Genomic DNA, 26066 nt, shown 5'->3' with positions numbered 1-26066 from the left:
TAATGCCAGCCTTTGGAAACAGATCCGAAACCGGCATCATCGCAGAACCGATGATCCCAAATGCATGCTCTATACCATGCATCTGCAAAACCTTAACAAACGCTTCTTCCGTCGTCATCTTCATGGCAGTGAATTCTCCTAAGCTACTTTTTCATAGGTTGGCGCGAGGGCATTTTGTGCCGATAATGCGCGTTTCCTGTCTTCCAGGACCATCTGGGCCAGTTTCGCGCCGATCATCATCGCCGGTGCATTTGTGTTGCCGGAGACAATTTCCGGCATGATCGAGCAATCTGCGACGCGCAGACCTTCAATGCCGCGAACACGCAACCGGTCGTCGACAACAGAGCGCTCATCGACGCCCATCCGGCAGGTGCCGGTTGGATGATAGATCGTGGTGGAATTGCTTCGCGCCCAATCGAGCAATTCGTCATCGCCATTGAGATCAGCTGTCGGTCTGAACTCCTGCGCAATTGCAGATTTAAGCGGTTCAGTCCGGGCGATGCGACGTGCGATGCGAATTCCCTCGACCAATGTCTGCTGGTCGTTTCTGGTTGCCAGATAGTTGGGCTGAATGACTGGATGGTCGAACGGGTTGCCGGAACGCAAAGTGATCGTTCCACGACTTTCCGGACGTAACTGGCACACCGATTGGGTGAAGGCAGAGAAAGGATGCACACCTTCGCCGGGGCTGTCTGCCGACCATGGCTGAATGTGAAACTGAATATCCGGCGTGGCAAGTTCGGGTCGCGTCTTGACAAATCCGAAGACCAGGCTGGCGGCCATCGTCATGGGGCCGGTCCGAAACAGTGCATATTCGAGACCGATGGCAGCTTTCTTGATGAGACTGCGAACTTCATCATTGAGTGTAGGCTCGTTGCATTTGAAGACCAGCCGGGCCTGCAAATGGTCCTGCAAGTTCTGGCCCACTTCCGGCGCGTTGCGATGAACAGAGATGCCGTGAGTGGCCAGTTGTTCAGCCGGGCCGATGCCGGACAGCATAAGTATCTGCGGTGAGCCGATAGCTCCGGCGCACAAGATGACCTCATGTCTGGCATGGATCGTGTGGCGTGTGCCGTCCGGGCGCTGATATTCCACCCCTGTCGCGCGACCATCCTGGATGACGACACGCATGATGTGAGCATCGGTCTCGACGGTCAGATTTTGTCTATGACGGATCGGGCGCAAGAATGCGGCTGCGGAAGAGCATCTGCGTCCCTTGTGCATGGTAAGCTGAAAATGCCCCACGCCCTCCTGCGTCGCTCCGTTATAGTCGGGGTTGTAATCATAGCCATTCGCACGGGCCGCCTCGATCCATTTTTCGCAGATCGCCCGCTTCAGGCGTGGGTCCGACACCTGCAACTCACCCATGGTTCCACGGTTTGCGGCTGCCGGGCGATGGAACGTTTCGAAACTCTCGAAAACTGGACCGACATCCTGCCAGGACCAGCCGGAATTGCCGAACTGTGCCCAACGATCATAGTCCTCTTTCTGGCCGCGCACATAAAGCAGACCGTTGAGTGACGACGAGCCGCCGAGTACCTTTCCACGCGGCCAGTTCAGGCTGCGCCCGTTCAATCCCGAATCCGGTTCTGTCTGATAGCACCAGTCATAGTTGGGATCGTGCATTGTGCGAAAATAGCCGACCGGAACGTGAATCCATGGATTGCTGTCCTTACGGCCGGCTTCCAGCAGGTGAACGGTGACCGAAGGGTCAGCACTGATCCTGTTGGCCGCGATGCAGCCCGCTGAACCGGCACCCACTATGATGTAGTCTGCTACTTCATTCATAAAGAATTTCCTCCTGACAGGGTCCGTGTCGCACGATGGAAATGGTTCCCTGTCTTGCTGCACACTGCAGCCTGCTGGTTCCGCTTGTGGATTGAATTTGACGCTTGATACCCGGGGACATGAAGCTCGTTTCAAACGTCAAATTCGACAAATCCACTAGAACCGTTTTCGCCTGCGCTCGATTGCAACAGCGGATGCCAACGACACCGCAGCCGCAAACACTACGTAGACGCATACCCAGAAAGGGTCGTTGTTATTGATGGACATCAGATAGGTGGCGATCATCGGTGTCAGACCAGAAGCGATGATGCCCGAGAACTGATAGACGAAGGATATGCCGGTATATCTGACTGTAGGATCGAACAGGTCTGCAAACAGGGCAGCTTCCGGCCCGTAGCACATGGGATAGATGATGCCGAAAGGCAGTACGATGCCCAGAACGATCAGCGCTGGCACGCCTGTCGACATGAGCCAGAAAGCCGGGAAAACGCTCAAACCTAGCAGGAGAGATCCCCATGCATAGGTAACAGGTCGCCCGATCCGGTCGGACAGACGTCCGAACAGGGGAATGAATACGATCATCACCACGGCGGCGGCGCAGACGGTCCACAATGCTGCCGTCCGATCGAGCCCGGCAAAACGGGTCAGATACAGGATCGAGAAAACGGCAAAGATATTGAAGAATACGCCGTCGATGTAACGGGCACCCATGCCGAGAATGACGTTACCCGGATAGCGCTTGATCATGGTGGTGAAAGGCAGACCCTGATCCCGACCGCGAGACGCAGCCTTAGCTTTTTGAAATTCGGGGCTTTCCTGAATATTAGACCTGATCCATGTCCCCAGAAAGACAAGTACGATTGATCCAATAAAGGCAGCGCGCCAGCCCCATGCCATGAACTGCTCGTCGGGCAGAAGTGACAGGAGCGCCATGACACCTGACGACAGGAACAGGCCCAGAGACAGACCGATCTGCGGCAGCGAAGCGTAGAAGCCACGCTTGTCCTTGGGTGCGTATTCGTAAGCCATCAGCACCGCCCCGCCCCATTCGCCCCCAATGCCAATGCCTTGAAGGACACGAAGGAACAAAAGAGCCACGGGGGCCATCAGCCCGATAGTTTGATAGCCGGGCAAGAGCCCGATGGCGACAGTAGCCCCGCCCATCATCAGCAGGCTGATGATCAACATCGCCTTACGCCCGATCCGGTCGCCGAAATGACCGAAAACGAGGCCGCCCAAGGGCCGAGCGACAAAGCCTACCGCAAAAGTCGCGTAGGCCAGCATGATGGAAACGGTTTCGTTATCCGATGGAAAGTAAAGGTGGTTGAAGACGATGCCCGCCACCACACCATAAAGAAAAAAGTCATACCACTCGATGGTGGAGCCGATCAGACTGGCAAAGACGACTTTCCTGACATCATTCGCCTGGCTGCTGCTCCTCACAGCATCCACTGTTGTATCCGACATGACGCCCTCCTGCGTTTTGACGGTTATGGCCCGACCCACACTCCTCCTGTGGATCGCGATGTCGTTAGCCTTGGTTTAAAACGCATGAGAGTCAATCATTTTTTGAGACGTATTGTCTCGAAAAATATCAACTTATTGAATTCACCGGATATAAATTCGCTTGGTTACGTCTCTAGGCTGGGTTAAACCACTAGGAAATCTCAGCGTGACGTAGTGTTTTCATGAAGAATGAATCCAATAATCTGATTGCCAGCCCAAGTATAAGGAACCTGCAGATTCTTGAGTTGCTGGGTCGTCAACGACGCGCAATGACACCTGCAGAAATCATTGACGAACTCAAACTGCCCAAGCCGACAGTGCACCGTCTGCTGGCCTATCTGGAAGAGCAGGGCTTTCTCGCCAAGAACATTGATGGGAAGAGTTATCTGCCCGGTGCTCGCTTCCGCGAGATGGCAATCGGCGCCATGCATGCTTCATTGAGCAGCCTTCCAAGCAGAAATGTTCTGATCTGGCTCAATCAGCAGATCGGAGAAACCTGCAATCTGGCGGTTCCCGACAATGATGCGATGATTTATGTCGATCGCGTGGAAACGCAGTGGCCGTTGCGCATTGCGCTTCATATCGGTTCGCGTGTGCCGCTCCATGCCACTGCGGCAGGGAAAGTCACACTCAGCCTGCTTTCGGAAGAAGCGTTCGAACGCTATCTCCTCACCGGAGACAAGCAGTCCTTCACCAACAAAACCATTGTCGATACGACGATGCTTCGCGAGGAAATCGAGCTTGTGAGGGTACGTGGGTTCGCGACGGACCAGGAAGAGCTCGTTGACGGCATGATTGCTGTTGCAGTGCCTGTCATGGATGCACGACGCAATTTTTGCGCCACGCTGTCGTTCCATGCACCAACCCAGCGTCTGTCTCTGGAACAGGGGCTTACCCATCTTGAAAATCTGCGACAGGCAGCGGAAAAGCTCGGCAAGTTTATCTGACTAGCCGCGACTGCGTCATCTTGTGGAAGATTGTCGGGGCAAAGCAATTGCCCCGCTCCGTTCAGCCTATCGAGACAAGCTCGCGTGAAAGAGCGTTCATCGTTTCCGCTCCATCGGGTGTGATAAGGAATTGTTCTTCGATCATCAGGGCTCCCAGTCCGTTTGCATAAAACGGGGCTTCTACTGCCAGCACCATATTCGGCTCGAAGACCATATCGTTTTCGTGCGAGATGAAAGGCCATTCCTCGATCCCGAGCGCCGAGCCGACGGAGTGCCCGAAATGCCCGCGATAATACTCGCTGAACCCATGACGCCGCATTGTGGAGAGCATTGCTTCGTGAATCTGTCCGAATGTATTGCCGGGCTTCAGCAGCGATGTTCCGGCCTGAAAGGTTTCCAGAAGCGCTGTGTAGATCTGTTGGGCGAGGGGAGCGGGCTTGCCCAGAACGAAGGTGCGGGCGCCATCAGACGAATATCCATTTACCAGCGTGCCGACATCGGCCTTGATGAGGCCGCCTTCCGTCAGTTGCGCCGCAGGATTTTGAAGGTTCGGTCCCACCGTGATATAGGCCCAGTGGCCGGACAGGCTCTGGCCATTTGCTTTGGCGGCACCCGTAGCCCCGGTCAACCAGGCATCAGACAGTTCTGTGGCTGTTGAACCGGATCGTACTGCGTTCGCCATATTCTGCAATCCGTCTTCCGCATAACGGGCTGCATTGCGTAAGAATTCGATTTCGCGGGGGCTTTTTATCAGGCGCAGCCGCTTTACGATGCTGGAAGCATCGCGCCATTGGGCAGAAGGCAGGATTTCTTTCAATCGTGCAAAGTCGGCTGCAGGCATGAATTCAAGGTCGATGCCGAGGCTGGTTCGAGCGAGGCCACGCTCGCCAATCATATCGCCAAGCAGTTGGAAGGCTGCTTTCTGGTCGAAGGTTTCTGGACGGGGGCCGATATTGCCGGTGTTACGATAGGCGGTGTTGATGTCTTCTATCGTATGGGCGTCTCGAACCGTGACGGCATCAATCCAGATTCGATGCGAGCGAAAGTCGATATCGTCAGGCGTCGTACCTGCTGCTGGCAGAGCCTGATCGCTCACAACGGCACCAAGACGCGCCGAGGCATCTGCCGGAACAAAGGCTATGGCCGAGCCGGCGCGTCCCCACATTGTGGCCACGCCCGCCGTAAGCCCGGTAGCATAGCGAAAATTTTCCGGCTGAAAAAGCACCAGTGCATCCAAGCCCTCCGCAGTGAGCAACTCCTGTACGCGGTGCCGATCCATAAAAGTCATGGTTGATCTCTTGAGGTTATGTGCTTTGTCAGTCGCCTTATATCGGACGCCTTGTGCGATTGTTCGGATGGTTCGTCTAATAGATTGACTCTTTATGGAATAAATTTCTAATAATTCCCGCCATCTCATGGTGCCGCCGCTTACCGATGCTCTCGCGGACGCGGTATAAGCGTTGCTAACGGAGAGCCTGTAGGGCGCTTTCCACGCAGGAGAATAATATGGGCGGCTTAAATATTCGTGATCGCAAATCTGGACTGGCTTACTGGAGCTTGAGTGCGGCATTGGCCGTGACGCTCGGTATCGGATCGTTCAGCCAGGCGCTGGCGCAGGAAAGCGACCCGGACGCGACAATCAATATCGGTTCGCTCTACGAGCCGCAAAACCTCGACAATACCGCCGGTGCAGGGCAGGGCATCAACGAAGCCTTCAACGGCAATGTCTATGAGGCCCTGTTTCGACTTGCCGATGACGGCAAGGTTGAGCCGGTTCTGTCGAAGGATTACAGCGTCAGCGATGACGGGCTGACCTATACGTTCAAGCTGCAGCCGGATGTAACTTTTCATTCGGGTGCGCCGCTGACTTCCAAGGACGTCAAATTCTCCATTGAGCGCGTTGCCGCACCGGAATCGAAAAGTTCGCGCAAAAGCAGCCTCAAGACCATTTCGGCCGTTGAGACTCCGGACGATGAAACTGTCGTCGTCAAGCTGTCCTCGCGCTCCATCTCGCTGCCTTACAATCTCAGCTATGTATGGGTGGTGAACGACGAAGCGAAGGATCTGCAGTCGAAGGAAGATGGAACCGGGCCTTACGAGCTTGAAGACTGGCGCCGTGGGTCGTCTCTGTCGATGAAGCGCTTCGATAAATATTGGGGCGCCAAGCCGAAAAACAGCGAGGTGGTCTTCCAGTATTTCACCGATGCCAGTGCACTGAACAATGCTTTGCTGACTGGCTCGGTGGATATCATCACGTCGGTTCAAAGCCCGGATTCTCTGGCGCAGTTCAAGGATAATCCTGATTTCACCGTCAGCGAAGGACAATCCACCACCAAGCTGCTGCTGGCCTATAACGACCGCGTTGCGCCGTTCGATAATGTCAAAGTGCGCAAGGCGCTTGCCCGTGCAATCGACGACCAGAAGCTTTTGAAGGCTGTATGGGGCGATTACGGCACGCTGATCGGCTCGTTCGTTCCGCCGACAGATCCGTGGTATGTCGATCTCACCAAGGTTGACGCCTATGATCCTGAAAGTGCCAAGGAACTTCTCAAGGAAGCTGGTTATCCGGATGGTTTCACGTTCACTATTGATACGCCGAACTATGATCCGCACCCGATTGCCGCGCAGTTCATCCAAAGCGAGCTGGCCAAGATCGGCGTAACGGTCAAGATCAACATCATCACCGCCAATGAATGGTACACGAAGGTCTATAAGGCACATGATTTCCAAGCCACCTTGCAGGAACATGTGAACCATCGTGACATCGTCTTCTACGGCAATCCCGATTTCTATTGGGGTTACAACAATCCAAAAGTCGTCGATCTTATCAAGGCAGCCGAAGCCAGCACGACAACGGATGAACAGACGGCCAAGCTGACGGAAGCCAACAAGATCATTGCCGAAGATGCGGCCAGCAACTGGTTCTATCTCTATCCGCAGATCGTTGTTTCGAAGAAATCAGTGAGCGGTTACCCGATCAATGGCCTGAATTCCCAGTTCTTCGCTTATGACATCGTGAAGGCGGAATAATAACCGCCTGTCGATATCGAGAACATAACTCGACAGAGCGCGCCGCCTGAATTAATTTCCGGCGGCGTTGTCGCATTTGCATGAGGGTCTGAGCGCTGCCCCTCACATCGGAGAGGTAAACGCTATTTTCGCCTATATTATTCGCCGATCGGCCATATTGGTTCTATCGGTTTTCATCGCTTCAATCGTGTTGTTTCTGCTGTTGCGCCTGTTGCCGGGCGATCCTGCCAATGCGCTTGTTTCTGTCGGTGCGGATGCCGCGCAGATCGAGGCCGCACGCAAGCAGGTCGGTTCGGACCTGCCGCTTTATGAACAATTTCTGCGTTTCATCGGTAGCCTGTTACGCTTCGATCTTGGTAATTCCTTTGTGAGCGGAGCACCGGTTCTTGCCGAGATCGGCAAGCGGCTGATCGTGACCGTGCCGTTGACGTTAATGGCATTCGTCGTTGCAATCATGATCGCGGTACCACTCGGCATTCTGTCGGTCGTGCGCCAGAACCGCTGGTATGGATCGTTGATATCTGTCGTTTCCCAGTTCGGCATTGCCGTACCGGTGTTCTGGATTGGCATTCTGCTGGTCTGGTTTTTCGCAGTTAAGCTCCGGCTGTTTCCTTCGGGTGGTTTCCCGTCACGTGGATGGCAATCGGTGCCCGCTGCTTTTCAGTCGCTGATATTACCGGTCGCGACAATTGCCATCGTCATGTCGGCCTCATTGATCCGTTATGTCCGTTCAGCCACCCAGGACGTGCTTGGCAGCGATTATCTTCGCACCGCGCGGGCGCTTGGCGCAACATTCTCGCAGGCGCTTATTCGCCACGGTATTCGCAATGGTGCCGTTCCAGTGATCTCGATTCTTGGCATAGAGCTTGCCTCGACTTTGCTCGGTGCCGTGGTAGTCGAGCGTGTGTTCTCGCTGCCTGGCCTCGGTTCGATGCTTCTGCTCGGCATAGAGCAGCGCGACTATCCCAACGTTCAGGGTGTGCTGTTTGTATCGACGCTTCTGGTATTGCTGGTTGGCTTCGCCGCAGATCTCCTGCAGCGGCTGATCGACCCACGCTTGCGCCAGCGGTCCGGGGGAGGTAGCGCATGACGGGGCCTGCTGATACGACGCTCGCCGTCCGGGATGGAAAGCCTGCTTACCGACTGCCATGGCCCCTTATTGTAGGTGGATTGCTGCTGGGATTGCATCTGGCTGTCGCTCTTCTCTCGCTGGTCTGGACACCTTACGGCGTCGGCGAAATGGTGGGTGGACGACTGGAGGCTCCGTCCTGGCTGCATTGGGCCGGTACGGATCGTCTGGGACGCGATCTGATGACGCAAATCATGATCGGTTCGCGCATTGCGCTTGTCGTCGGCTGTGGAGCCATCGCGCTCAGCGCGGTGATTGGCGTGACGATGGGTGTTCTTGCTGCATTCGCGACCCAGACGCTCGATGATGTGCTGGCGGCAACGCTCGATATCCTCATTGCGTTCCCAACACTGTTGCTGGCCATGCTGATCGTGGCTTCGAGCGATGGTGCAAGCCTGACGACTGCCATCGTGGCCATCGGTATCGCCGGATCGGCCATTGTGGCACGTCTGACGCGCATTCTTGCCAAACGTGTTCTGGCGATGGATTACATTACGGCATCACGCATTTCCGGCACATCGTGGCTCGGGCTGGTCCGCATCCATGTGCTGCCAAATATCTGGCCAACCCTGATCGTCAACTTTGCGCTTCAGTTCGGACTGGCCGTGATTGCGGAAGCATCGCTTTCCTATCTTGGCCTTGGGGCCCCGCCGCCCAATTCATCCTGGGGCCGTCTTCTGCAGGAGGCACAGGCGTCGGTTTATACGGCGCCATTCGGCGCTATTGCGCCCGGTCTGGCGCTTGTCTCATTGGTGATAGGGCTCAATCTGTTTGCCGATGGGCTGCGTGACGTGGCCGATCCAACGCGAAGGAGGCAACGTTGAGCTCATTGCTGAATGTAGAGAACCTTCAGATAGAAACGGCAGGCAGGTCTCTGATTTCCGGCGTTTCGCTGTCGGTTGGACAGGGCGAAAGGGTTGGCCTGATCGGTGAATCTGGTTCAGGCAAGTCGTTGACGGCTCTTGCCATCATGGGACTGTTGCCGGATGGCATGCGGGCAAGCGGATCGATCACGCTCGACGGCCATCAGGTGATAGGTGCGCGAGATCGGGATCTGGTGCCGTTGCGTGGGCAGAGCATTGCAACAGTCTTTCAGGAACCGATGACGGCGCTAGACCCACTAATGCGGATCGGCAAACAAGTCGGTCTGGTCGTTCGTCGCCGAGCGCTTCGGGATGGTCGCAGAATTGGGCAAGCTGAAGTGAATGCAGAGGTCCACTCGCTTCTGGAGCGTGTATCCCTGCCGGACCCGGAACGCATTGCCCGTTCCTGGCCACACGAAATATCGGGCGGCCAGCGCCAGCGTGCGGCCATCGCAATGGCTCTTGCCTGTCGCCCCAAGCTTTTGATTGCGGACGAGCCGACGACGGCGCTCGATGTCACCACACAGGCCGAGATTTTGAAATTGCTGGAGCAACTGGTGCGGGACGAGGGCATGGGACTTCTGTTCATAAGTCACGATTTGCCGGTGGTTGCGACCGTTACTGAACGCGCGCTGGTCCTGCGGCACGGAAAACTTATAGAAGAAGGGCCGGTTGTGGCACTCTTCACCGATCCGCAGCAGCCATATACGCAGGGGCTCGTGGCCGCTGCACGGGCGTTTGATGCTGCGCTGGAGGTTGCGCGATGACATTGATGGACCTTTCCGGCGTTTCCTTCGCCTATACAGGCGGCAAGACAGTTCTGCACGATGTCGATCTGAAACTTGAGATCGGAAGCAATCTGGGCATCGTTGGTGAATCGGGTTCCGGCAAGACGACCATCTTGAAACTATTGCTCGGGCTGCAGCGCGCATCATCCGGGAATGTTTCGTTTCGCGGGGAGCGTCTGGATATTCGCAATCGCAGTTTTATGCGCGACTTCCGCCGTTCGGTGCAGGCGGTATTTCAGGATCCCTATTCATCGCTCGATCCACGTCAGCGTGTCTTCGACATTATTGCCGAGCCGTTGCGGTCTCTGAAAATCGAAACCGACATCGCGCAGGCTGTTGCGCAGGCGCTTGCTTCCGTTGATTTACCTGCGGATGCTATCCGCCGCTATCCGCACGAGTTTTCCGGTGGCCAGCGCCAGCGTATCGCCATAGCCCGGGCAATTGTCTCGAAGCCTGATCTAATCATAGCAGACGAAGTGGTCAGCGCGCTCGATCTGACAACACGAGCCCGTATCATTGATCTCATGCGTTCTCTTTCAGAACGCACGACTTTCGTGGTGGTATCGCACGACATCGCACTGGTTGCGCTCTTGTGCGAACGGCTGATCGTTCTGGAAAAGGGCCGGATCGTGGAGCAGGGCAATACGCGGGACATTCTGGCCGATCCGCAGCATGTCTATACGCGGAAACTACTGACCAGTTTGCCGAGAATGCCCCAACCGGCCTGATGATCGAAGCCGGTCGAGAGGTCGTAGCAAGTAACGTAAGACAACTGACCCTTTCGGGTAGGGTTATTTGCGCAGTTCTGCTTCGATCTGATCGAGAACCTGATCCTTGCCGATACCGGTCAGGAACGGCAGGCCCTTGATGACGGGCTTGGTCACTGAAGCCGAAATGGGAGTCGTGGAAACGATGAAATCCACATTGTCGGCCAGCGACGCGACTTCAGTTGCTTTCGCCTGCTGAGCATTGAAGGTAAGCCCGCGTTTTTTCATTTCTTCGGTAACGGTTGCGTTCACTGCCGTAGATGTCGCTACGCCGGTGCCGCAAGCGAAGAGAATTGTTTTTATTCTGGCCATGGTTTCCTCCAATGTTCGTGCACTCAACGGAACGCGCGAATGTCGTATTTTTGTTATCTCGAATTCGGTTGTAAAGACTCCAGCCTTTCGGGTGAAATGTCTTTATTGCAGAGCAGTTTCAACATCCTCAAGCGTGCGCGCTGCCTTCAGCCTGTCGAGTGCGTCAGCATCCTGAATGGTTGCCATGATCTGCTGCAAGGTCTCAATCTGTTTGTCCTTGTCATCGATGGCAAGCAGAAACACATATCCAACCGGGACAGCTTCTTCCGGGTCTTCCATATTGGCAAACTGGATAGGCGATTTCAGGGTGGCGAAAGCAATACCAGCCCTGATGACATGCTCAGGATCGGTATGCGGGACGGCAACGTTCTCCTCGCGTTCCAGCGGCAATCCTGTCGGCATAGACAGCTCACGACGGACGACTGCGTCGGCATAGCTTGGCTTTACATAACCTAGCTTCTCCAGTTTTCCTGCCAGAATCCGGATGATCTCTTCATTGGTCTTTGCCTCGCTCTGAAGTTCGATCGCTTGTGGATCGAGAAAATCAATCAGACCAGCAGCCATTCCATTCTCCATTCAAAGAAGGTCGCACGCCGATCTCGACGTGCGACTTGTATTTCATGCATCGATCATTGCCGCCGTTAAGCGGCAATTTCATCTGCAGGCTCGTCCTCGGCACCTGCGGCGCGTTCCCATGCCAACGTATTGCGACGATAGAGCATGAAAAGTGCTGCAATAACAATGGCGATTACCGCGATACCAAAAGCACCAAGCCACTGGATGGCGGAGATGATGACGTAAGGCACCCACAGGAATCCATCGACCACCGAGGTGATCTGCAAGGCGTTTTCAGGCAGCTTGAAGCCAGACGAAACTGCAGCGCTGGTGAACAATGGTGCAAGTGCATTAGCGACATAGAAGCCGATGGCGAGCGTGATGGTTCCAACGACGACCATGCGGAACACGTTTCCTTTCAGGAGCGGTGCCGTCATGGCGACGATGAACGGAATGACAGCAAGGTCGGCAAACAGGATCACGCGGTTTTCTGGCAGGATGACTGATAGAATGATCGCAATTGGCACCAGAATGAGTGACGACGAGATTGCAGCCGGATGTCCGATCAGGATTGCCGAGTCGAGACCGACGAGAAGTTCGCGGTCTCCTGTACGCTTGCGCACAAATTCCTGTGCGGCATCAGAAACCGGCAGCAGGCCCTCCATCAGGATTTTGACCATACGCGGCAGAAGCAGCATGACCGCCGCCAGTGTCATTCCGGTGCCGAGAACCTTGGCGAGAACCGTGCCGAAATCTCCTGCATTGTAAAATGCGATAAGACCAAGCACTAGGCCGATGATCAGACCGAGCACGACCGGCTCGCCGAACACGCCGAAGCGGCGTTCGATGGTCTCGGTGCTGATGTTGATTTTATTGATGCCCGGAATACGATCCATGATCCAGTTGAGCACGATGGCAATCGGCAGAATTTGCGCTGAAGCCAGATGCGGTACGGAAACGCCCGGTACGCCGTAGAACTGCTGAACCGCGCGCGCGGACCAGTCTGCGAACAGCAGCGACAAAGCGGCTACAAGTGCTGCAATGATGATGCCGTAGGCGAGATTGTCCGTTGCAGCGACAACCAGTGAGCCAACGAAAGCAAAGTGCCAGAAATTCCATACGTCGACATTCAGTGTGCGCGTCCAGCGAAGCAGCAAAAGGACGATGTTGACCAGAATGCCAACTGGAATAACCCACAAGCCCACCGATGAGCCAAAGGCGATTGCAGCAGCGGAAGGCCAGCCGACATCGACGATATCGCGCTTGATGCCGGTATTGGTGACGATAGCCTGGGCCACTTCACCAATAGAGGTGAACATAAGCCCCAGAACAAGATTGATGCCGATGAAAGCGACGCCGATGGTAACGGCTGCGCGGAAAGCTTTGCCAACTTTCGCACCGAGTACCACTGCAATGATGAAAATGACGATAGGCAGCAGCACGGTCGCCCCAAGAGTGTCGACTGCCGATTTTAATCCGCTCAGAAATGCGTCCATTTATTTCTCCTCCCCCCGGAGCACTTCCCAAAGTGCGCCGAGCTAACAGAACGCCATTATTAGCTCGCACGTATCGACGTTTCAAAATGTGAATTGAGCGAAACGGCAGAACATTTGTATTCTATAGCAAACTAAAGTTGAATAACAAGATGGCATTTGGAATGGCTGCCTGCCTTGTCTGATATGAACACTGGTATTGACTTAGAAACAAATGTTCATTAATCGATAATACAGCAGAGGAGACTGCGAGAATTTTGCAGGGACATTCAGGAGGAAACGATGGCAACCAATGTGGCGTTGACAGGTTTGGCGCGTGACATGCAGGCGCGTGCGGATAGTGGGCGACCAATCCGCATCGGACTGATTGGCTCAGGCGAAATGGGTACCGATATCGTCACGCGTGTTGCGCATATGCCGGGTATCGAAGTTGGTGCTATCTCCGAACTGCGTATTCCCAATGCACTCAAGGCGGTTGATATTGCTTTTCAGGAGGAAGGTCATGGGCGTGAGGTCTCGACCGCTTCCGATCTGACGACGGCTATGGAGGCGCACAAGGTCGCAGTAACGGACAACGCCAATCTGATCCTCGAAAACGATCTTATCGATGTCGTGATCGATGCAACCGGTGTTCCGGCTGTGGGGGCTGAAATCGGCCTGCGCGCTATGGAGCATGGCAAGCATCTTGTCATGATGAATGTTGAAGCGGACGTCACCATCGGTGCTTATCTGAAAGCCGAAGCTGAACGCCTTGGCGTGACCTATTCGCTGGGCGCAGGCGATGAGCCGTCATCCTGCATGGAGCTGATCGAGTTTGTGACTGCCATGGGTCATCCGATTGTGGCGGCAGGCAAGGGCAAGAACAACCCGCTCAATATCGATGCGGTTCCTGATCAATATATGGAAGAAGCCACGCGCCGTAACATGAATGTACGCATGTTGGTGGAATTCGTTGATGGTTCAAAGACCATGGTTGAAATGGCGGCTATTGCCAATGCCACAGGTCTTGTCCCCGATAAAGCTGGTATGCACGGCCCCGCTGCAACGCTCGACCAGCTCAATAAGACGCTGATCCCTGAAAAGGACGGCGGCGTGCTGTCGAAGGTCGGTGTGGTTGATTACTCCATCGGAAAGGGCGTTGCGCCGGGCGTGTTTGTCGTGGCCGACATGTCGCATCCGCGTATTTCCGAGCGCATGGAAGATCTGAAAATGGGCAAGGGTCCATATTTCACGTTCCATCGTCCATATCACCTGACTTCCCTTGAAGTGCCGCTCACCTGCGCCCGCGTTGTTCTTTACGGCAAGCCTGACATGGTTCCGCTTTCAAAGCCGGTCGCAGAAGTGGCTGCGGTTGCAAAGAAGGACATGCAGCCGGGCGAAAAGCTCGATGCGATTGGCGAGTATTGCTACCGCGCATGGATAATGACTTCGGGCGAGGCGCGCAGTGCACATGCGATCCCTTGCGGGCTTCTGCAGGGTGGCAGCGTGACCAAGCCGATCAAGAAAGGCGAGCTTATCACCTACGATAATGCGGCCGTGGCTCCCGGTTCCAAGATTGCTGAACTGCGCGCGCGCCAAGACAAGCTCGTTTACGGAGCGTGAGGACAAAACATCATGGTTCAAGCCAAAAAAGTCGAACCGCAGGATACGGGCGACCGTCATAACTTGCCTTATGCCTTCCGCACCTATTCGCCGGAGCAACTGAAAGAAGCACTGCATAAGATGTATCTCATCCGCCGCTTTGAAGAAGGCGCGGAAGAAAGCTACACGCGTGGTCTCATTCACGGAACGATGCACCTTTCCATCGGTCAAGAAGCGAGCGCGATGGGATCCTGTCTGCCGCTCAATGATGATGACATGATCACGTCGACCCATCGCGGCCACGGTCATTGCATCGCCAAGGGTGCAGACGTGAAACGTATGTTTGCTGAGTTTTTCGGCAAGGAAACAGGTTATTGCAAAGGCCGTGGTGGCTCGATGCACATTGCCGACGTTTCCAAGGGAAATCTCGGCGCGAACGGTATTGTTGGTGGTGGTATTCCGATTGCGGTCGGTGCTGCGCTTTCCGCCAAGAAGCAGAAGAACGGCAAGGTAGTCGTATCGTTCTTTGGTGATGGCGCAAATAATGAAGGCGCTTTCCACGAAGCTCTCAATATGGCGGCTGTCTGGAAGCTTCCTGTTGTTTTCGTTTGTGAAAACAATGGCTACGGCATGTCTACCTCCACCAAGCGCTCGACAGCGGTTGCCAATGTTGCAGACCGCGCCTCGGCCTACAATATGCCCGGCGTGATCGTCGATGGTAACAATCTGTCGGAAGTAGCAGAGGCCATGAATGAAGCCACTGAACGCGCACGGCGCGGCGATGGTCCGACACTTATTGAAAACAAGACATACCGTATCCGCGGTCATTCCAAGAGTGATCGCAACCGCTATCGCACCAAGGAAGAAATCGAGCATTGGCAGAATGATCGCGATCCAATCGCGCATTTTGAGGCCGACTTGAAAGCCTATGGCTTCATCAATGACGCCGAGATCGAGGAAATCCGCGCTCAAGTGGAGAAGGAAATCGCTGATGCGATCGAGTTCGCCAAGAACAGCCCGGCACCTGATCTGACCAACCTGACCCGCGACGTTTACACGGACGATATTTGAATATGGACACGACAATCCGTGAGTTGAGCTATTCGCAAGCCATTCAGGAAGCTATGGCAATTGCTATGGAACGCGACGACCGCGTATTCCTGATGGGTGAAGATATTGGCGTATATGGCGGCGCATTTCAGGTGACTGGTGATCTGGTGCATCGTTTCGGTGAAGACCGGGTCATGGATACGCCGATTTCAGAACTGGGCGGTGCAGGTGTTGCTGTCGGTGCAGCACTGACCGGTATGCGCCCGATCTTTGAGTTCCAGTTCTCCGATTTTGCAGCACTTGCGATGGAACAGATCGTCAACCAGGCTGCGAAAATCCGTTACATGCTTGGTGGTGCAGTTTCGGTGCCGCTGGTTATGCGGTTTCCGGCAGGTTCGGGAACGGGTGCCGCGGCGCAGCACAGCCAGAGCCTTGAAGCATGGTTTGGTCATGTGCCGGGGCTTAAAGTTTTACAGCCAGCAACACCTTATGATGCCAAGGGCATGTTGCTTGCAGCCGTTGAAGATCCCGATCCGGTTATGATTTTCGAGCATAAGTTGCTCTACAAGACCAAAGGTCCGGTGCCTGAAGGCTTCTACACCGTACCAATCGGCAAGGCGGAAGTGGTTCGCGAAGGGCGCGACGTGACCATCGTTGCAACGGCAATCATGGTGCACAAAGCCCTAGATGCCGCCGCTGAACTTGCCAAGGAAGGCATTGATGTTGAAGTGATCGACTTGCGCACCGTGCGTCCGATTGATCGTGAAACTATCATTAAAAGCGTCAAGAAGACCTCGAAGCTTCTTTGCGTTTATGAAGCGGTAAAGACCCTCGGTATTGGCGCAGAAGTCTCTGCCATTGTGGCGGAAAGTGATGCCTTCGACTATCTCGATGCGCCAATTGTGCGTCTCGGTGGGGCTGAAACTCCAATTCCTTATAATCCTGATCTTGAACGCGCGACCGTTCCACAGGTGCCTGATATATTGAAAAGCGCTCGTGATCTGACCAAGGGAGTGCGCTGACCATGGCTGTGGAAGTCATTCTCCCCAAGGTCGATATGGATATGGAGACGGGGCAGATTTCGCGCTGGTACGCCAAGGATGGCGATATCGTTACGAAAGGCCAGCTTCTCTTTGAAATGGAGACCGATAAAGCAGCAATGGAAGTCGATGCACCAGCGTCGGGCATCATTGCAGATATCAGTGCGGCTGAATGGACTGTTGTGCCTGTTGGTCAGGCTGTCGCCTGGATTTACGCTGAAGGCGAAGAACGTAACGGCAAGTCGCCTCCTGTCGTTGAGGAACCGGCTGTTGTTGCGCCCGTAGAAGCGGCCATTGAAACAGCATCCCCAAAACAGGTTGAACCCAAGTCCTCCCAAGACGATGAAGCGGGTTCAGCCAATGATGTGCGGGCAACACCGCTCGCCCGTCGGCTTGCCCGCGAAGCAGGCATTGATCTTACGTCCATTCAGGGTTCAGGCCCGAAAGGGCGCGTTCAGAAGAAGGACGTTGAGGGCAATTTCAGTGCCAAAAAACCTGTAAACACGGCGATCGCAGCAAAGCCATCTGCAAGTGGAACTACTGAACCTATTTCATCTGGACAGCTCAATGCAGTCTGGCTGCGTGAGGGTGAAGCAGGCCGTTTGCCGGTTGTTCTGATCCACGGTTTTGCTGCTGATCTCAATTCGTGGCGTGGGTTGTTTGCCGGTGCATCGCTCGGTCATCCAATTCTGGCGCTCGATCTTCCGGGACACGGCAATTCACCACGCGTTGTTCCTGAAAGCATCGACGGGATTGCAGCAAGCGTTGAGGCAACACTCGCATCATTGGGTGTAACATCCTGTCTTTTGGTCGGACATTCACTTGGCGGAGCTGTCGCGACTGTCACGGCGGCTCGCGGTGTTGTCGATGTGCGCTCTCTGCTGTTGATTTCGTCGGGTGGCCTCGGACCGCAGGTCAATGGTGCATTCATTAAAGGTCTCGTTGGTGCGAAAAGCGAAGCCAGCATCGTTCCATGGCTGAAATTGCTCGTCGCCGATGAGAGCCATCTGACGAAACCGTTTATCAATGCAACTGTCGCTCAGGCTACCGACACTGAGCTGCGCAATACACAGGAAGCGATTGGCGCCCGGTTCTTTGCAGATGGGACGCAGACCTTTGAAGTTCGCTCAAGCATTGCCTCGCTTGCGATGCCGGTGCGGCTTATCTTCGGTGCTGAAGACCGTGTTATCCCCGTTGCTCATGCGCATGGTTTGCCGGGGAAAGTGGGGGTCCACATTTTCGCGCGCTGTGGACATATGCCACAAATCGAAGAGCGAACCGCGGTTTTGCAAATCCTTAAAGAATGCGCAGTAGCTGCCAATTGATGCTGTTAGAAGAAAAGCACATCGTTTTGCGACGATGTGCTTTTTGCCTTTATTCGGAATACGCCTTGTCCTTGAGCATTTGTGCCGCGCTTTCTTCATCGGTGATAAGAACGGTCGGTCTCAGAAGCTCTATCGCGCCAAGCAGGGCGGCGATTTTCTCTTTGCCGCCAGATGTAAGAATACGCTGTGGCGTCTTCTGAAGGCTTTCAATTTTGGCCGACATGACACGGTCATGCACCGGATCATCAACGATCTTGCCATTTATATCGTAGAAGTGAAACAGCACGTCGCCGACCGCACCGTTCTCGATCAGCGACAGTTTTTGTGCCTCATCGATCAGGCCCACGCGATAAGACGTGCTACTCGCAGTCTGAATGTCACCGACACTGAGCAAAACCATGTCGAGTCCTTCGGCCATGTCCAGCACGGTATTTAACCCACAACGCTCGATAAGAGCGATCCGCGTTTCTTTGCTATCGACCAGAGCGGGGGCGGGGATCAGATAACCTTCGCCCTGAAAAATCTGCGCAAACTGCCACGCAAATTCCGGCGGATTTGAACGACGCGGTTGCACAATGCCGCCGAGCAGGGAGATGACTTTCAAATCATTGAGGGGACGTGCACCGATATGTTGCAGAGTGCTGGAAAGGGTACGCCCCCAACCCACACCAATCGTCATGCCGTGCTGCACTTTTTCTGACAGATATGCACCTGTGGCCGCACTGATCGGCGGTATAGGGTCGATGTCAGGCGAAGAGAGCGGCGCGACAATGGCGCGCTCAAGCCCGAAGGTTTTCTCAAGCTCAACTTCCAATGATGTTAGACTTGCCAGCTTGCCCTCAATCGTAATTTTTACTTCATTACGAGCGCGGGCATCAGCAAGAAGGCGAACGATTGTGACACGGCCGACGCCCAGTGCTTCCGCGATATCATTCTGGGTCATTTGTTCGACGTAATACATCCACGCAGCGCGCGTTCGCAGTCGACTTGTGCGGTTTTCCGCAGCCACACCTTCCGATCCAATGATGAGGTCCGCTGCTTCCGGATTTTTCTGCGTCTTCTTGCCGGCCTTTTTCAAAACTGTCCCTCAAATTATTGGCGTATTATTACATTATAGAAGTGGCGTTCTTACACCGAAACTATTGCTTTTCGACGTGAAGGCAAACAATAATTCATGTGCTTGGTGCATCCTGTTACGATGGCGCTGCAGTTGAGGAAAATGAACATGTTACGCATTCTTTCGGAAGAAATTGCAGTCAATCTGAAGGACCGCCTGCGCGAGGTTCGATACATGATTCGTCGCAATCGCCATGAAAGTTTGCAGGTTGAACAATCAGCGACACGTCCGGGAGAAATCGTGTCGCCGGAATTGCTGCTGGGACACGCCGCAAGTGTGATGGATAAGGCCCTGACAACGGCTGAAACAATTTCGATTTCGCTGATTTCGTCTAATCCAAATGTGCACAACAGCACGCCGCATGTGAAAAGCCTGTCGGTTTATTTCGGCGCTGGTGCGGAGGGTGCACGAGCTTTTCGTAAGGATATGTATTACCTCACGAAAGAAGTGCTCCGCCGCCATCAGTTGCAGAATGTGCTGATCCAGGAAGCCGCATTTGTCACGGTCCACGCCAGAATGATGCAAAAGCATGGCTCGTTGCTGAAGAGCGTCTTTTCTGCTGAGGCGGGTGATAGGAAGATTGTGGCAACGGCCAAAGCTGTTGCGGCCATGTTTCTGGAACTGCTTGACGAAAGACCGGTAAGATTTATCTCGTTGGATGGTCACTGTGACCCGCAGGCACCGCGTAGATTTGAAACAACGTGCTTTGCGGCTGTTGGTGTCGCTTGTGGTCTGGCAACAGCAAAAGCGGCAGATCTGGCAGGCGTCGATCCTTTGGAAAGCGCTATTCTGGCGCTGGATGTACGCCATGATCGTCTCATGCAGGCTGCAGAAGACCGCGATGAGGCTCAGCTCGAAGTATTGTTCCAGACTTTGATTGCTCATCTTCCATAAAGTAAAAGCCCGGATAGCGATATCCGGGCTTCTTGTGGGGGTCTTGCAGGCAAGATCTAACTGCCAAACATATCCGCGATATGCTTTTTTGCTCGGGGAATTGAAGCAGGGCTCATACTGAGCTCGGTCAATCCCATACGAATGAATTCGCCGATAAGCTCCGGCTTACCAGCTGCTTCACCGCACATGCCGACCATGATTCCTGCTTCCGTTCCCGCCTTCGCGGTCATTTCGATTGCAGCCATTACAGCCGGATGGCTGACATCATTGAGCTTTGCAACGGTTGGATTGAGCCGATCAGCAGCCATCACATACTGTGTTAGATCATTGGTGCCGATGGAGAAGAAAGCAGCTTCTTTTGCGAGCTCTCGGGCAGCGAAAACCGCCGCAGGAGTCTCGATCATTACGCCAAGATCAAACTCTGCAAATGCTTTGCCTTCGGTTTTAAGCTCAGTGATGCATTCCGCGATCAGGCGTTTGGTCGCACGAATTTCTTCAACATCCGAAACCATGGGCAACATGACTTTGAGATTGCCGTTAACCGCTGAGCGCAACAGCGCCCGCAATTGCGGTTTGAACACATCGGGGCGGTCCAGACACATGCGAATGCCGCGCCAGCCAAGGAAAGGGTTTTCTTCTTCGGGGAATTCAATACCGGCAATCGGCTTGTCACCACCAATATCCAGCGTGCGAACGATAACCGAGTTGGGCGCAAAAGCTTTCAGCAGTGCGGAATAGGTTTCGGTCTGCATATCTTCGGAAGGCAGATGAATGTGCTTCATGAAGAGAAGTTCGGTACGGAAAAGTCCGACCCCCATCGCACCGGCTTCCAGTGCTACATCGATCTCTTCCAGCGCACCCATATTGGCTGCGACTTCAATGATTGTTCCGTCAGCGCGACGCGGCGTGATGGAGCGGCAGGCATCCAGCGCCTGCTTTTCCTGCAACGCTTTGGAAATACGCGTTTCGATTTCGTTGCAGGTAGCCTGATCCGGATCGGCGTGAACGATGCCGAAACTTCCATCCACCGCTACGGTTTTCGCATTTTTGAGCTGTTGAACGGCGCTTCCAAGGCCAAGAACCGCCGGAATGCCGTGTGTGCGTGCGATGATGGCCACATGCGATGTTGCGCCGCCATGACCGCAGACCACGCCTTTGATCTTTTTGAGTGGTGCGCGCGCCAAATCCCACGCGCCGATGTCTTCGGCAATAAGCACCGAGCCTTCTGGCAGGCCTTCCAGATTGATGTCTTCCTTGCCGAGCAGAGCAAGGCAAATCTGGCGGCTGACCGCATGCACGTCGTCTGCGCGTGCATTGAGATAGGGATCATCAAGTGCCGCAAATTGTCCGGCAACCGTGGAAGCCGCAGCAAGCATCGCAGAAATGGCATCTAGACCACCTCGAATAAGCCCAAGTGCCTCGTCGGTCAGGCTATCATCCGCAGCAATATCCTTTAAGGCCGCAATGATGCCTCTGTCAGCGTCAGCGAGATTGCCGCTGGAGAGTGAAGCATCCATGCGTTGCTGCACTGTCGCGATGGCCGATTTGAAATGGGCAATCTCGGCATCTATTTCGGATGCCGCAAGCTTCCGACCCAAAGGTTTGAGCTCTTCAGGAAAGAACGGAAAAGCTGTTCCCAAAGAAAGGCCTTCACTTGCCCCGACGCCTTTGATCTGTCGCGCAGGCAGTTCTACCGTATTGACTGGTTGAGCGACGGGTATTGGCGCGGTTTCGGTTTGCGGCGCGGGAGCGACCGCTGGGGCTTCTTCGAGGCCAGCCTGCGGGTTTTCCAGATAGCCAATCAAAGCTTCGATGGCTTCAATGGCATCGGCACCATCGGCACGAACGGTTACTTCATCGAGCTCTTTCACACCAAGCAGCATCAGCTTGACGGAGCTTTTGGCGCTTACGCTTTTTCCGGCCTTGGCGATTTCGATGTCGCTTTCAAAACCCTTGGCCAGTTTAACGAAGCGGGTTGCGGGGCGCGCATGCAGCCCTTCATGCACCCGGACGATAGTCGAGCGTTCCATTTATATAAGCCTCAAAGCGACATCTGAAACATTCCAACATCATGGGTGTTGAAATCTGTTCCAATTATCTGTTTTAACACGTAATTCCAAACCCAATGATGATCAGATTCAGCCGCCGATGGTGATAATCTGCCCTTCTTTAAGGGCAGAGACAAGCTCTTCGCCGACGATTTCAGTAGCGCAAATTTCGCCCGGACGATCTGTAGACTGTGCGCCCGTAAACGAAATAACGACGTGGCCAATTTCTCGTACTTTTTGCCAGGCGCTATCGCCGACGGCAGTAATTTCTGCGTTGAGTGAGCCAATAGTGATGCGAGCCCCGACAGCAGGTGCGGACACTTCAGGTCCTTCTTCCACGACATGCATTACGGACACTTCAGCGAGTTCGGGTGGCGAGCCATCTGCAAAAAGAATGAGAACGCCGCCTTCAGCGAGATCCGCAACTTCCGGGCCGATCGCGGTGATCCGCGTTTTGAGATGTATCGACATAGAGGCGGTCCTTTCTTGGTATGGTCGTTCGATGCCCACGAAAGTTGATCAGGAACATCGATATTGTACATGTTTGGGAAATCGCCTGCCGCTGTTTTGCTGCGGCAGGCTGAGGGGGTTAAAGCACAGCCAGGCTGACAACCCATGCAATCAGAACCGAAAGAGGTCCCATGATCTGACGGCTGATCAGAACTGCCGGAACACCAATTTCGATAGTCTTGGGTTTAGCTTCTCCGAGCGCCAGACCAACCGGCACGAAGTCGCAACCGACCTGTGTGTTGTAGGCAAACAGTGCAGGCAGGGCCATCGCCGGAGCGATTGTGCCATTGGCGATTTGCGGCCCGATGATCGCCACGCCGACAACCTGTGCGATAACCGCACCTGGTCCGAGGATTGGCGACAGAAACGGCAAACCGCAAATTGCGGAAAGCACGAGCAGGCCGACAATGTTATTGGCGAGCGGTCCGAGCGGTTGGGCGAGAATATCGCCAATGCCGGTATAAAGGATCAGGCCGATCAACATCGTTACGAATGCCATGAACGGCAAAACGTTACGAATAACCTGATCGATTGTGCGTCGCCCAGCCTGGAAGAAGATACCAACCACACGACCCATCACGCGGCCGATGCTGCTGATAAGGCCTACAATACCGCCTTCGCTTGGCAGTTCTACCGGAGCAGGAGTTTCTTCTTCTGCAATTGCTGAAGCAGGAGCTGCGGCGGAGGAACCATCAGCCGGAACGATGTTTTCCGGTTTCACACCCGAAACATAAATGTCCTCGGTGATGAATTGCGCCAGAGGCCCGGATTGTCCAACCGGCGTGATATTCACCGTCGGAATGCGCTTGCGCGGGTAAACGCCGCAACGAGCCGTGCCACCGCAGTCGACAACCACAACGGCCATTTCGCTTTCGATTGGCGGCGAACGGAATCCATCAACGGCTTCCGCACCGGTCAGTTCGGCAATCCGGCGTGCAAGCGGATGAATGCCGCCGCCAGTGACTGAAACCACCTTGTTGCGCTGTTCGTTAGGCTGAATGACAAGCGGGCCGCCCCAACCGTTTGAGCCGCGGGAAATCTTTACTGCTTTATAGGTCTTCACCATGTCGTCCTCCCAAATCCCGCTTAAAGCTCAATGCCCTGACGCCGCGCCATGATGGCGGTGATGCGTTCTGTGAGCATGCCCTTAAGGAGGATCACGACGAGACCTACGATGGCGTACCAGATGGCGACATTGATGTGATAACCGGTTGGAACCGCGCCCTTCTTCTCAAGCTCGAGAAGTGCGACGAGCACGCCACCCCAGACGAAGTATTCGCCCGGATTGATATGCGGGAAGAGACCCAGCGGCGGATGAACGTAGGAAACTGCCGCGTCATAGAAGGCAGGCTTGTATTTCTCGTCCAGAAACGAACCGAATGTATAGGCCATCGGGTTGGTCAGGAAGAATACTGAAAGAACCGGCAGGACCGTGTAACGGGTGAGCGCAATACGTCCGGCGCTGCGTGCGATACCGTGAACACGCTTTTCACCAACGAGTTCGGTTACGGCATAGAACGCGGTCATCAGTACGACGAGTGTCGGAATAATGCCCGTTACGAACCCAGCAAAAACTTCGCCGCCCTTCTGGAAGACACCGATGAAGTGCTTGCCTATTGAAGCAAGCCAGCCGAGCTGTTCTTCTTGCTGGACATTCTGAAGGCGTTCCTTGAACTGATCGACGGTAATCCCGCCACTGCCAGCATCGCCCGGCGCGGTGGTTGTTGCTTGCGCAAGCTGCAGCAAGTCATTTCCCGCGTGCTCTGCCGCATGTTTGCCATGCAGGGCCGCATCGGAAATCATGCTACCGGCCATATGTATAGATTGCATTGTTACGTCGGCATGTTGCGCCAACATGGTCACTATCGACATTGCTCCTCCTCGATTGCTTGTTTCAGGCAAGCAACTCCTATGCTCCCACTGCTTTCAGACCTTCGAGCTCGATCCCGTCGGATTGGTCTCTTATGCGACCGATCTGCTCCATCGCCTGTTGGGCAGCAGCCACCACTTCAGGCGTTCCTTCTTCGATTACGGGATTGTTTTGCAACTCGCTGAGGCGCATTCCCTCGAAGCCTTCACGGCGGATGAATTTTGCGAAAACCGTCCGTCCGCTCATCTGCAGGAAGCGTCGCACCACCAGATTACGGTCTACGACAATCAATACGATAACACCTTTGCCGAAACGGCCTCGTATGTGTCCGGCACCAACAAAACCGTCGGAATATTTCGAAGTGATGCCTTTCATCACATCGGAATAGTGGCGCATCTGGAACCAGACGCCCAGCGACTGGAAGCCCCATAGCAGGGCGAGCGCCAGCAAAGCCCATTGCCAGATAGCCATTTTGTTCTCCTCCCACGAAAGACAAACAGGATATTTTCCGAGTTTGCACTTCATCAAATAGAGAACATTTGTCTTCTAGAATGTCAATATGTATAATTTTGACGCTAATTGAAGGCGAATGGCGACTGACATTTCAATCGGTTTCGAATAATGTCATTTGCAAACGGGAGATCGCTCGCAACATGGACTTGCTACTCAGAGAACAAATGGCATCGATGCCTGATTTGCGGCATCGATTGCGTCAGTTGCGTTGGTTCAGGGCGACGTTCCGCAGACATGCCAGCCTGCTGCATGAGCTCTACGGTGTTGAATACGACATTGATGAAAAGAAGCTTACCGAGGCGTTTTTGAATTGGGTGGAACTGGTCAATCAGAACAAGCGCTTTGCCAAGGTGGACCGTAAGGATTTCATCACCTTTGCTGCAGGTCTTGTGCTGCGCGAATTGATCCGCTTATCGCCTGCCAGGGTTGTTTCACCGCCAAAACATGCCACAGGCGATGCTGCTCGTCTGTATGAGATTGTCGACTTCTGGCCGGAGGGTTTTCTCTATACCAACTACTGTATCTGCGCGATTGCTGCTGTACAGGAACAGGAGTTCGGCACGGTTCCAGATATAGATCAATGTGCAGATGAATTGCGCACATGGTGGTCCTATAAGGAAAACATCGCTGACATGCCGGGTTATGCCATTGCATTTCTCGATAAATTTCTTGGCGGAGAGCCCAACTGGGTCATGCCGGATCTCGCATCGGCACGCGCGGCGGTGAAGCGCGCTTTGGGTGCGAATAACAACAGTGTTGGGCAATTGCGCGAAAAGAAGCCAGGGTTGGATTGAATCGGAACGGCACTCTAGGGCCAAAACCCAATCAGACTCTTGATCATACTGGCACTCCGTGATTCACTCGCTTCTGCAGCGGGAGTTTTGGACCATGGCAGGAGAATTCTGGCTTGATGACCAGCAGTGGGCAATGATTGCGCCAT

25 protein-coding genes are annotated in these 26066 nt (G+C 54.4%); 12 read left to right on the top strand and 13 right to left on the bottom strand.

Annotated features, from left to right (window positions below):
- The 3 genes from F9K91_RS26615 to F9K91_RS23800 form a co-directional block, all read right to left on the bottom strand.
- Positions 1–124 (bottom strand): thiamine pyrophosphate-binding protein (locus tag F9K91_RS26615; RefSeq protein ID WP_143132852.1); only part of this gene is annotated, 124 nt, incomplete at its 3' end.
- Positions 125–138: 14 nt separating this feature from the next.
- Entirely contained in the window at positions 139–1788 is a 1650-nt protein-coding gene (locus F9K91_RS23805; RefSeq protein ID WP_151652333.1) for a GMC family oxidoreductase, read from the bottom strand.
- Positions 1789–1944: 156 nt separating this feature from the next.
- A complete protein-coding gene (locus tag F9K91_RS23800) occupies positions 1945–3255 on the bottom strand; it encodes an MFS transporter (protein ID WP_167522273.1) in 1311 nt (436 codons plus the stop codon).
- Positions 3256–3476: 221 nt separating this feature from the next.
- On the opposite strand from F9K91_RS23800, the gene F9K91_RS23795 reads away from it, so the two are divergent.
- Entirely contained in the window at positions 3477–4241 is a 765-nt protein-coding gene (locus F9K91_RS23795) for an IclR family transcriptional regulator (RefSeq protein WP_151558059.1), read from the top strand.
- Positions 4242–4302: 61 nt separating this feature from the next.
- Here the strand turns inward: F9K91_RS23795 and F9K91_RS23790 are convergent, their stop codons facing one another.
- Entirely contained in the window at positions 4303–5529 is a 1227-nt protein-coding gene (locus F9K91_RS23790) for a M24 family metallopeptidase (protein WP_151678920.1), read from the bottom strand.
- A 218-nt stretch (positions 5530–5747) separates the two neighbouring features.
- Here F9K91_RS23790 and F9K91_RS23785 point away from each other — a divergent pair, with 218 nt between their 5' ends.
- From F9K91_RS23785 to F9K91_RS23765, 5 genes are all read left to right on the top strand, one after another.
- The gene (locus F9K91_RS23785; protein ID WP_151678919.1) at positions 5748–7271 is read left to right on the top strand and encodes an ABC transporter substrate-binding protein; all 1524 of its coding nucleotides are present in this window, start codon (positions 5748–5750) and stop codon (positions 7269–7271) included.
- A 136-nt stretch (positions 7272–7407) separates the two neighbouring features.
- Entirely contained in the window at positions 7408–8361 is a 954-nt protein-coding gene (locus F9K91_RS23780; RefSeq protein WP_268878398.1) for an ABC transporter permease, read from the top strand.
- A complete protein-coding gene (locus tag F9K91_RS23775; protein ID WP_151652337.1) occupies positions 8358–9224 on the top strand; it encodes an ABC transporter permease in 867 nt (288 codons plus the stop codon). Before F9K91_RS23780 ends, F9K91_RS23775 begins: the two co-directional genes overlap by 4 nt.
- Positions 9221–10030, top strand: a complete 810-nt coding sequence (locus tag F9K91_RS23770) for an ATP-binding cassette domain-containing protein (protein WP_151678918.1) — start codon at positions 9221–9223, stop codon at positions 10028–10030. The genes F9K91_RS23775 and F9K91_RS23770 overlap by 4 nt, the downstream gene beginning before the upstream one ends.
- A complete protein-coding gene (locus F9K91_RS23765) occupies positions 10027–10779 on the top strand; it encodes an ABC transporter ATP-binding protein (RefSeq protein ID WP_151678917.1) in 753 nt (250 codons plus the stop codon). The genes F9K91_RS23770 and F9K91_RS23765 overlap by 4 nt, the downstream gene beginning before the upstream one ends.
- Positions 10780–10842: 63 nt before the next feature.
- Here F9K91_RS23765 and F9K91_RS23760 read toward each other — a convergent pair whose 3' ends face one another.
- The 3 genes from F9K91_RS23760 to F9K91_RS23750 all read right to left on the bottom strand — a co-directional run bounded on the left by F9K91_RS23760 (position 10843) and on the right by F9K91_RS23750 (position 13181).
- On the bottom strand, positions 10843–11130 hold the full coding sequence (locus F9K91_RS23760) for a PTS sugar transporter subunit IIB (protein ID WP_061345673.1): 288 nt from the start codon (positions 11128–11130) through the stop codon (positions 10843–10845).
- Between the two features lie 102 nt (positions 11131–11232).
- Positions 11233–11694 (bottom strand): PTS sugar transporter subunit IIA, encoded by a 462-nt coding sequence (locus tag F9K91_RS23755; RefSeq protein WP_151678916.1) that lies wholly within the window; start codon positions 11692–11694, stop codon positions 11233–11235.
- A gap of 77 nt (positions 11695–11771) precedes the next feature.
- Complete coding sequence (locus F9K91_RS23750; protein WP_151678915.1) at positions 11772–13181, bottom strand: PTS galactitol transporter subunit IIC; 1410 nt, start codon at positions 13179–13181, stop codon at positions 11772–11774.
- A 279-nt stretch (positions 13182–13460) separates the two neighbouring features.
- On the opposite strand from F9K91_RS23750, the gene F9K91_RS23745 reads away from it, so the two are divergent.
- The 4 genes from F9K91_RS23745 to F9K91_RS23730 are packed head-to-tail and all read left to right on the top strand — an operon-like array spanning position 13461 to position 18174.
- Positions 13461–14780 (top strand): NAD(P)H-dependent oxidoreductase, encoded by a 1320-nt coding sequence (locus F9K91_RS23745; protein WP_151678914.1) that lies wholly within the window; start codon positions 13461–13463, stop codon positions 14778–14780.
- A 12-nt stretch (positions 14781–14792) separates the two neighbouring features.
- Positions 14793–15830, top strand: coding sequence for a thiamine pyrophosphate-dependent dehydrogenase E1 component subunit alpha (locus F9K91_RS23740; RefSeq protein ID WP_151678913.1), 1038 nt, complete (start codon positions 14793–14795; stop codon positions 15828–15830).
- Positions 15831–15832: 2 nt separating this feature from the next.
- Positions 15833–16831, top strand: coding sequence for an alpha-ketoacid dehydrogenase subunit beta (locus F9K91_RS23735; RefSeq protein ID WP_151678912.1), 999 nt, complete (start codon positions 15833–15835; stop codon positions 16829–16831).
- A 2-nt stretch (positions 16832–16833) separates the two neighbouring features.
- A complete protein-coding gene (locus tag F9K91_RS23730) occupies positions 16834–18174 on the top strand; it encodes an acetoin dehydrogenase dihydrolipoyllysine-residue acetyltransferase subunit (RefSeq protein ID WP_151678911.1) in 1341 nt (446 codons plus the stop codon).
- A gap of 49 nt (positions 18175–18223) precedes the next feature.
- Here F9K91_RS23730 and F9K91_RS23725 read toward each other — a convergent pair whose 3' ends face one another.
- On the bottom strand, positions 18224–19252 hold the full coding sequence (locus tag F9K91_RS23725) for a sugar-binding transcriptional regulator (protein ID WP_151558035.1): 1029 nt from the start codon (positions 19250–19252) through the stop codon (positions 18224–18226).
- 147 nt (positions 19253–19399) lie between these two features.
- Between F9K91_RS23725 and F9K91_RS23720 the strand changes: the two genes are divergently transcribed.
- On the top strand, positions 19400–20185 hold the full coding sequence (locus F9K91_RS23720; RefSeq protein ID WP_151678910.1) for a hypothetical protein: 786 nt from the start codon (positions 19400–19402) through the stop codon (positions 20183–20185).
- 56 nt (positions 20186–20241) lie between these two features.
- Here F9K91_RS23720 and ptsP read toward each other — a convergent pair whose 3' ends face one another.
- From ptsP to F9K91_RS23695, 5 genes are all read right to left on the bottom strand, one after another.
- Complete coding sequence (ptsP, locus tag F9K91_RS23715) at positions 20242–22215, bottom strand: phosphoenolpyruvate--protein phosphotransferase (protein ID WP_151678909.1); 1974 nt, start codon at positions 22213–22215, stop codon at positions 20242–20244.
- Between the two features lie 108 nt (positions 22216–22323).
- Complete coding sequence (locus F9K91_RS23710; protein WP_151558029.1) at positions 22324–22704, bottom strand: PTS glucitol/sorbitol transporter subunit IIA; 381 nt, start codon at positions 22702–22704, stop codon at positions 22324–22326.
- Between the two features lie 118 nt (positions 22705–22822).
- A complete protein-coding gene (srlE, locus tag F9K91_RS23705; RefSeq protein WP_151558027.1) occupies positions 22823–23809 on the bottom strand; it encodes a PTS glucitol/sorbitol transporter subunit IIB in 987 nt (328 codons plus the stop codon).
- 20 nt (positions 23810–23829) lie between these two features.
- The gene (gene srlA, locus F9K91_RS23700) at positions 23830–24615 is read right to left on the bottom strand and encodes a PTS glucitol/sorbitol transporter subunit IIC (RefSeq protein ID WP_105543912.1); all 786 of its coding nucleotides are present in this window, start codon (positions 24613–24615) and stop codon (positions 23830–23832) included.
- Between the two features lie 37 nt (positions 24616–24652).
- Positions 24653–25084, bottom strand: coding sequence for a transcriptional regulator GutM (locus tag F9K91_RS23695; protein WP_151678908.1), 432 nt, complete (start codon positions 25082–25084; stop codon positions 24653–24655).
- 182 nt (positions 25085–25266) lie between these two features.
- Here F9K91_RS23695 and F9K91_RS23690 point away from each other — a divergent pair, with 182 nt between their 5' ends.
- The gene (locus F9K91_RS23690; RefSeq protein WP_151678922.1) at positions 25267–25920 is read left to right on the top strand and encodes a hypothetical protein; all 654 of its coding nucleotides are present in this window, start codon (positions 25267–25269) and stop codon (positions 25918–25920) included.
- Positions 25921–26066 lie beyond the last annotated feature (146 nt).

The organism is Brucella tritici (assembly GCF_008932295.1).
GTDB classification, from domain to species: domain Bacteria; phylum Pseudomonadota; class Alphaproteobacteria; order Rhizobiales; family Rhizobiaceae; genus Brucella; species Brucella tritici.
The sequence above is the reverse complement of the archived record's forward strand: the minus strand, read 5'-3'. Positions and strand labels throughout refer to the sequence as shown.

Coding starts and splice junctions, on each gene's coding strand:
- F9K91_RS23805 (WP_151652333.1), bottom strand. CDS start 1,788: ATGAATGAAGTAGCAGACTACATCATAGTGGGTGCCGGTTCAGCGGGC.
- F9K91_RS23800 (WP_167522273.1), bottom strand. CDS start 3,255: ATGTCGGATACAACAGTGGATGCTGTGAGGAGCAGCAGCCAGGCGAAT.
- F9K91_RS23795 (WP_151558059.1), top strand. CDS start 3,477: ATGAAGAATGAATCCAATAATCTGATTGCCAGCCCAAGTATAAGGAAC.
- F9K91_RS23790 (WP_151678920.1), bottom strand. CDS start 5,529: ATGACTTTTATGGATCGGCACCGCGTACAGGAGTTGCTCACTGCGGAG.
- F9K91_RS23785 (WP_151678919.1), top strand. CDS start 5,748: ATGGGCGGCTTAAATATTCGTGATCGCAAATCTGGACTGGCTTACTGG.
- F9K91_RS23775 (WP_151652337.1), top strand. CDS start 8,358: ATGACGGGGCCTGCTGATACGACGCTCGCCGTCCGGGATGGAAAGCCT.
- F9K91_RS23765 (WP_151678917.1), top strand. CDS start 10,027: ATGACATTGATGGACCTTTCCGGCGTTTCCTTCGCCTATACAGGCGGC.
- F9K91_RS23760 (WP_061345673.1), bottom strand. CDS start 11,130: ATGGCCAGAATAAAAACAATTCTCTTCGCTTGCGGCACCGGCGTAGCG.
- F9K91_RS23755 (WP_151678916.1), bottom strand. CDS start 11,694: ATGGCTGCTGGTCTGATTGATTTTCTCGATCCACAAGCGATCGAACTT.
- F9K91_RS23750 (WP_151678915.1), bottom strand. CDS start 13,181: ATGGACGCATTTCTGAGCGGATTAAAATCGGCAGTCGACACTCTTGGG.
- F9K91_RS23745 (WP_151678914.1), top strand. CDS start 13,461: ATGGCAACCAATGTGGCGTTGACAGGTTTGGCGCGTGACATGCAGGCG.
- F9K91_RS23740 (WP_151678913.1), top strand. CDS start 14,793: ATGGTTCAAGCCAAAAAAGTCGAACCGCAGGATACGGGCGACCGTCAT.
- F9K91_RS23735 (WP_151678912.1), top strand. CDS start 15,833: ATGGACACGACAATCCGTGAGTTGAGCTATTCGCAAGCCATTCAGGAA.
- F9K91_RS23730 (WP_151678911.1), top strand. CDS start 16,834: ATGGCTGTGGAAGTCATTCTCCCCAAGGTCGATATGGATATGGAGACG.
- F9K91_RS23720 (WP_151678910.1), top strand. CDS start 19,400: ATGTTACGCATTCTTTCGGAAGAAATTGCAGTCAATCTGAAGGACCGC.
- ptsP (WP_151678909.1), bottom strand. CDS start 22,215: ATGGAACGCTCGACTATCGTCCGGGTGCATGAAGGGCTGCATGCGCGC.
- F9K91_RS23710 (WP_151558029.1), bottom strand. CDS start 22,704: ATGTCGATACATCTCAAAACGCGGATCACCGCGATCGGCCCGGAAGTT.
- srlE (WP_151558027.1), bottom strand. CDS start 23,809: ATGGTGAAGACCTATAAAGCAGTAAAGATTTCCCGCGGCTCAAACGGT.
- srlA (WP_105543912.1), bottom strand. CDS start 24,615: ATGTCGATAGTGACCATGTTGGCGCAACATGCCGACGTAACAATGCAA.
- F9K91_RS23695 (WP_151678908.1), bottom strand. CDS start 25,084: ATGGCTATCTGGCAATGGGCTTTGCTGGCGCTCGCCCTGCTATGGGGC.
- F9K91_RS23690 (WP_151678922.1), top strand. CDS start 25,267: ATGGACTTGCTACTCAGAGAACAAATGGCATCGATGCCTGATTTGCGG.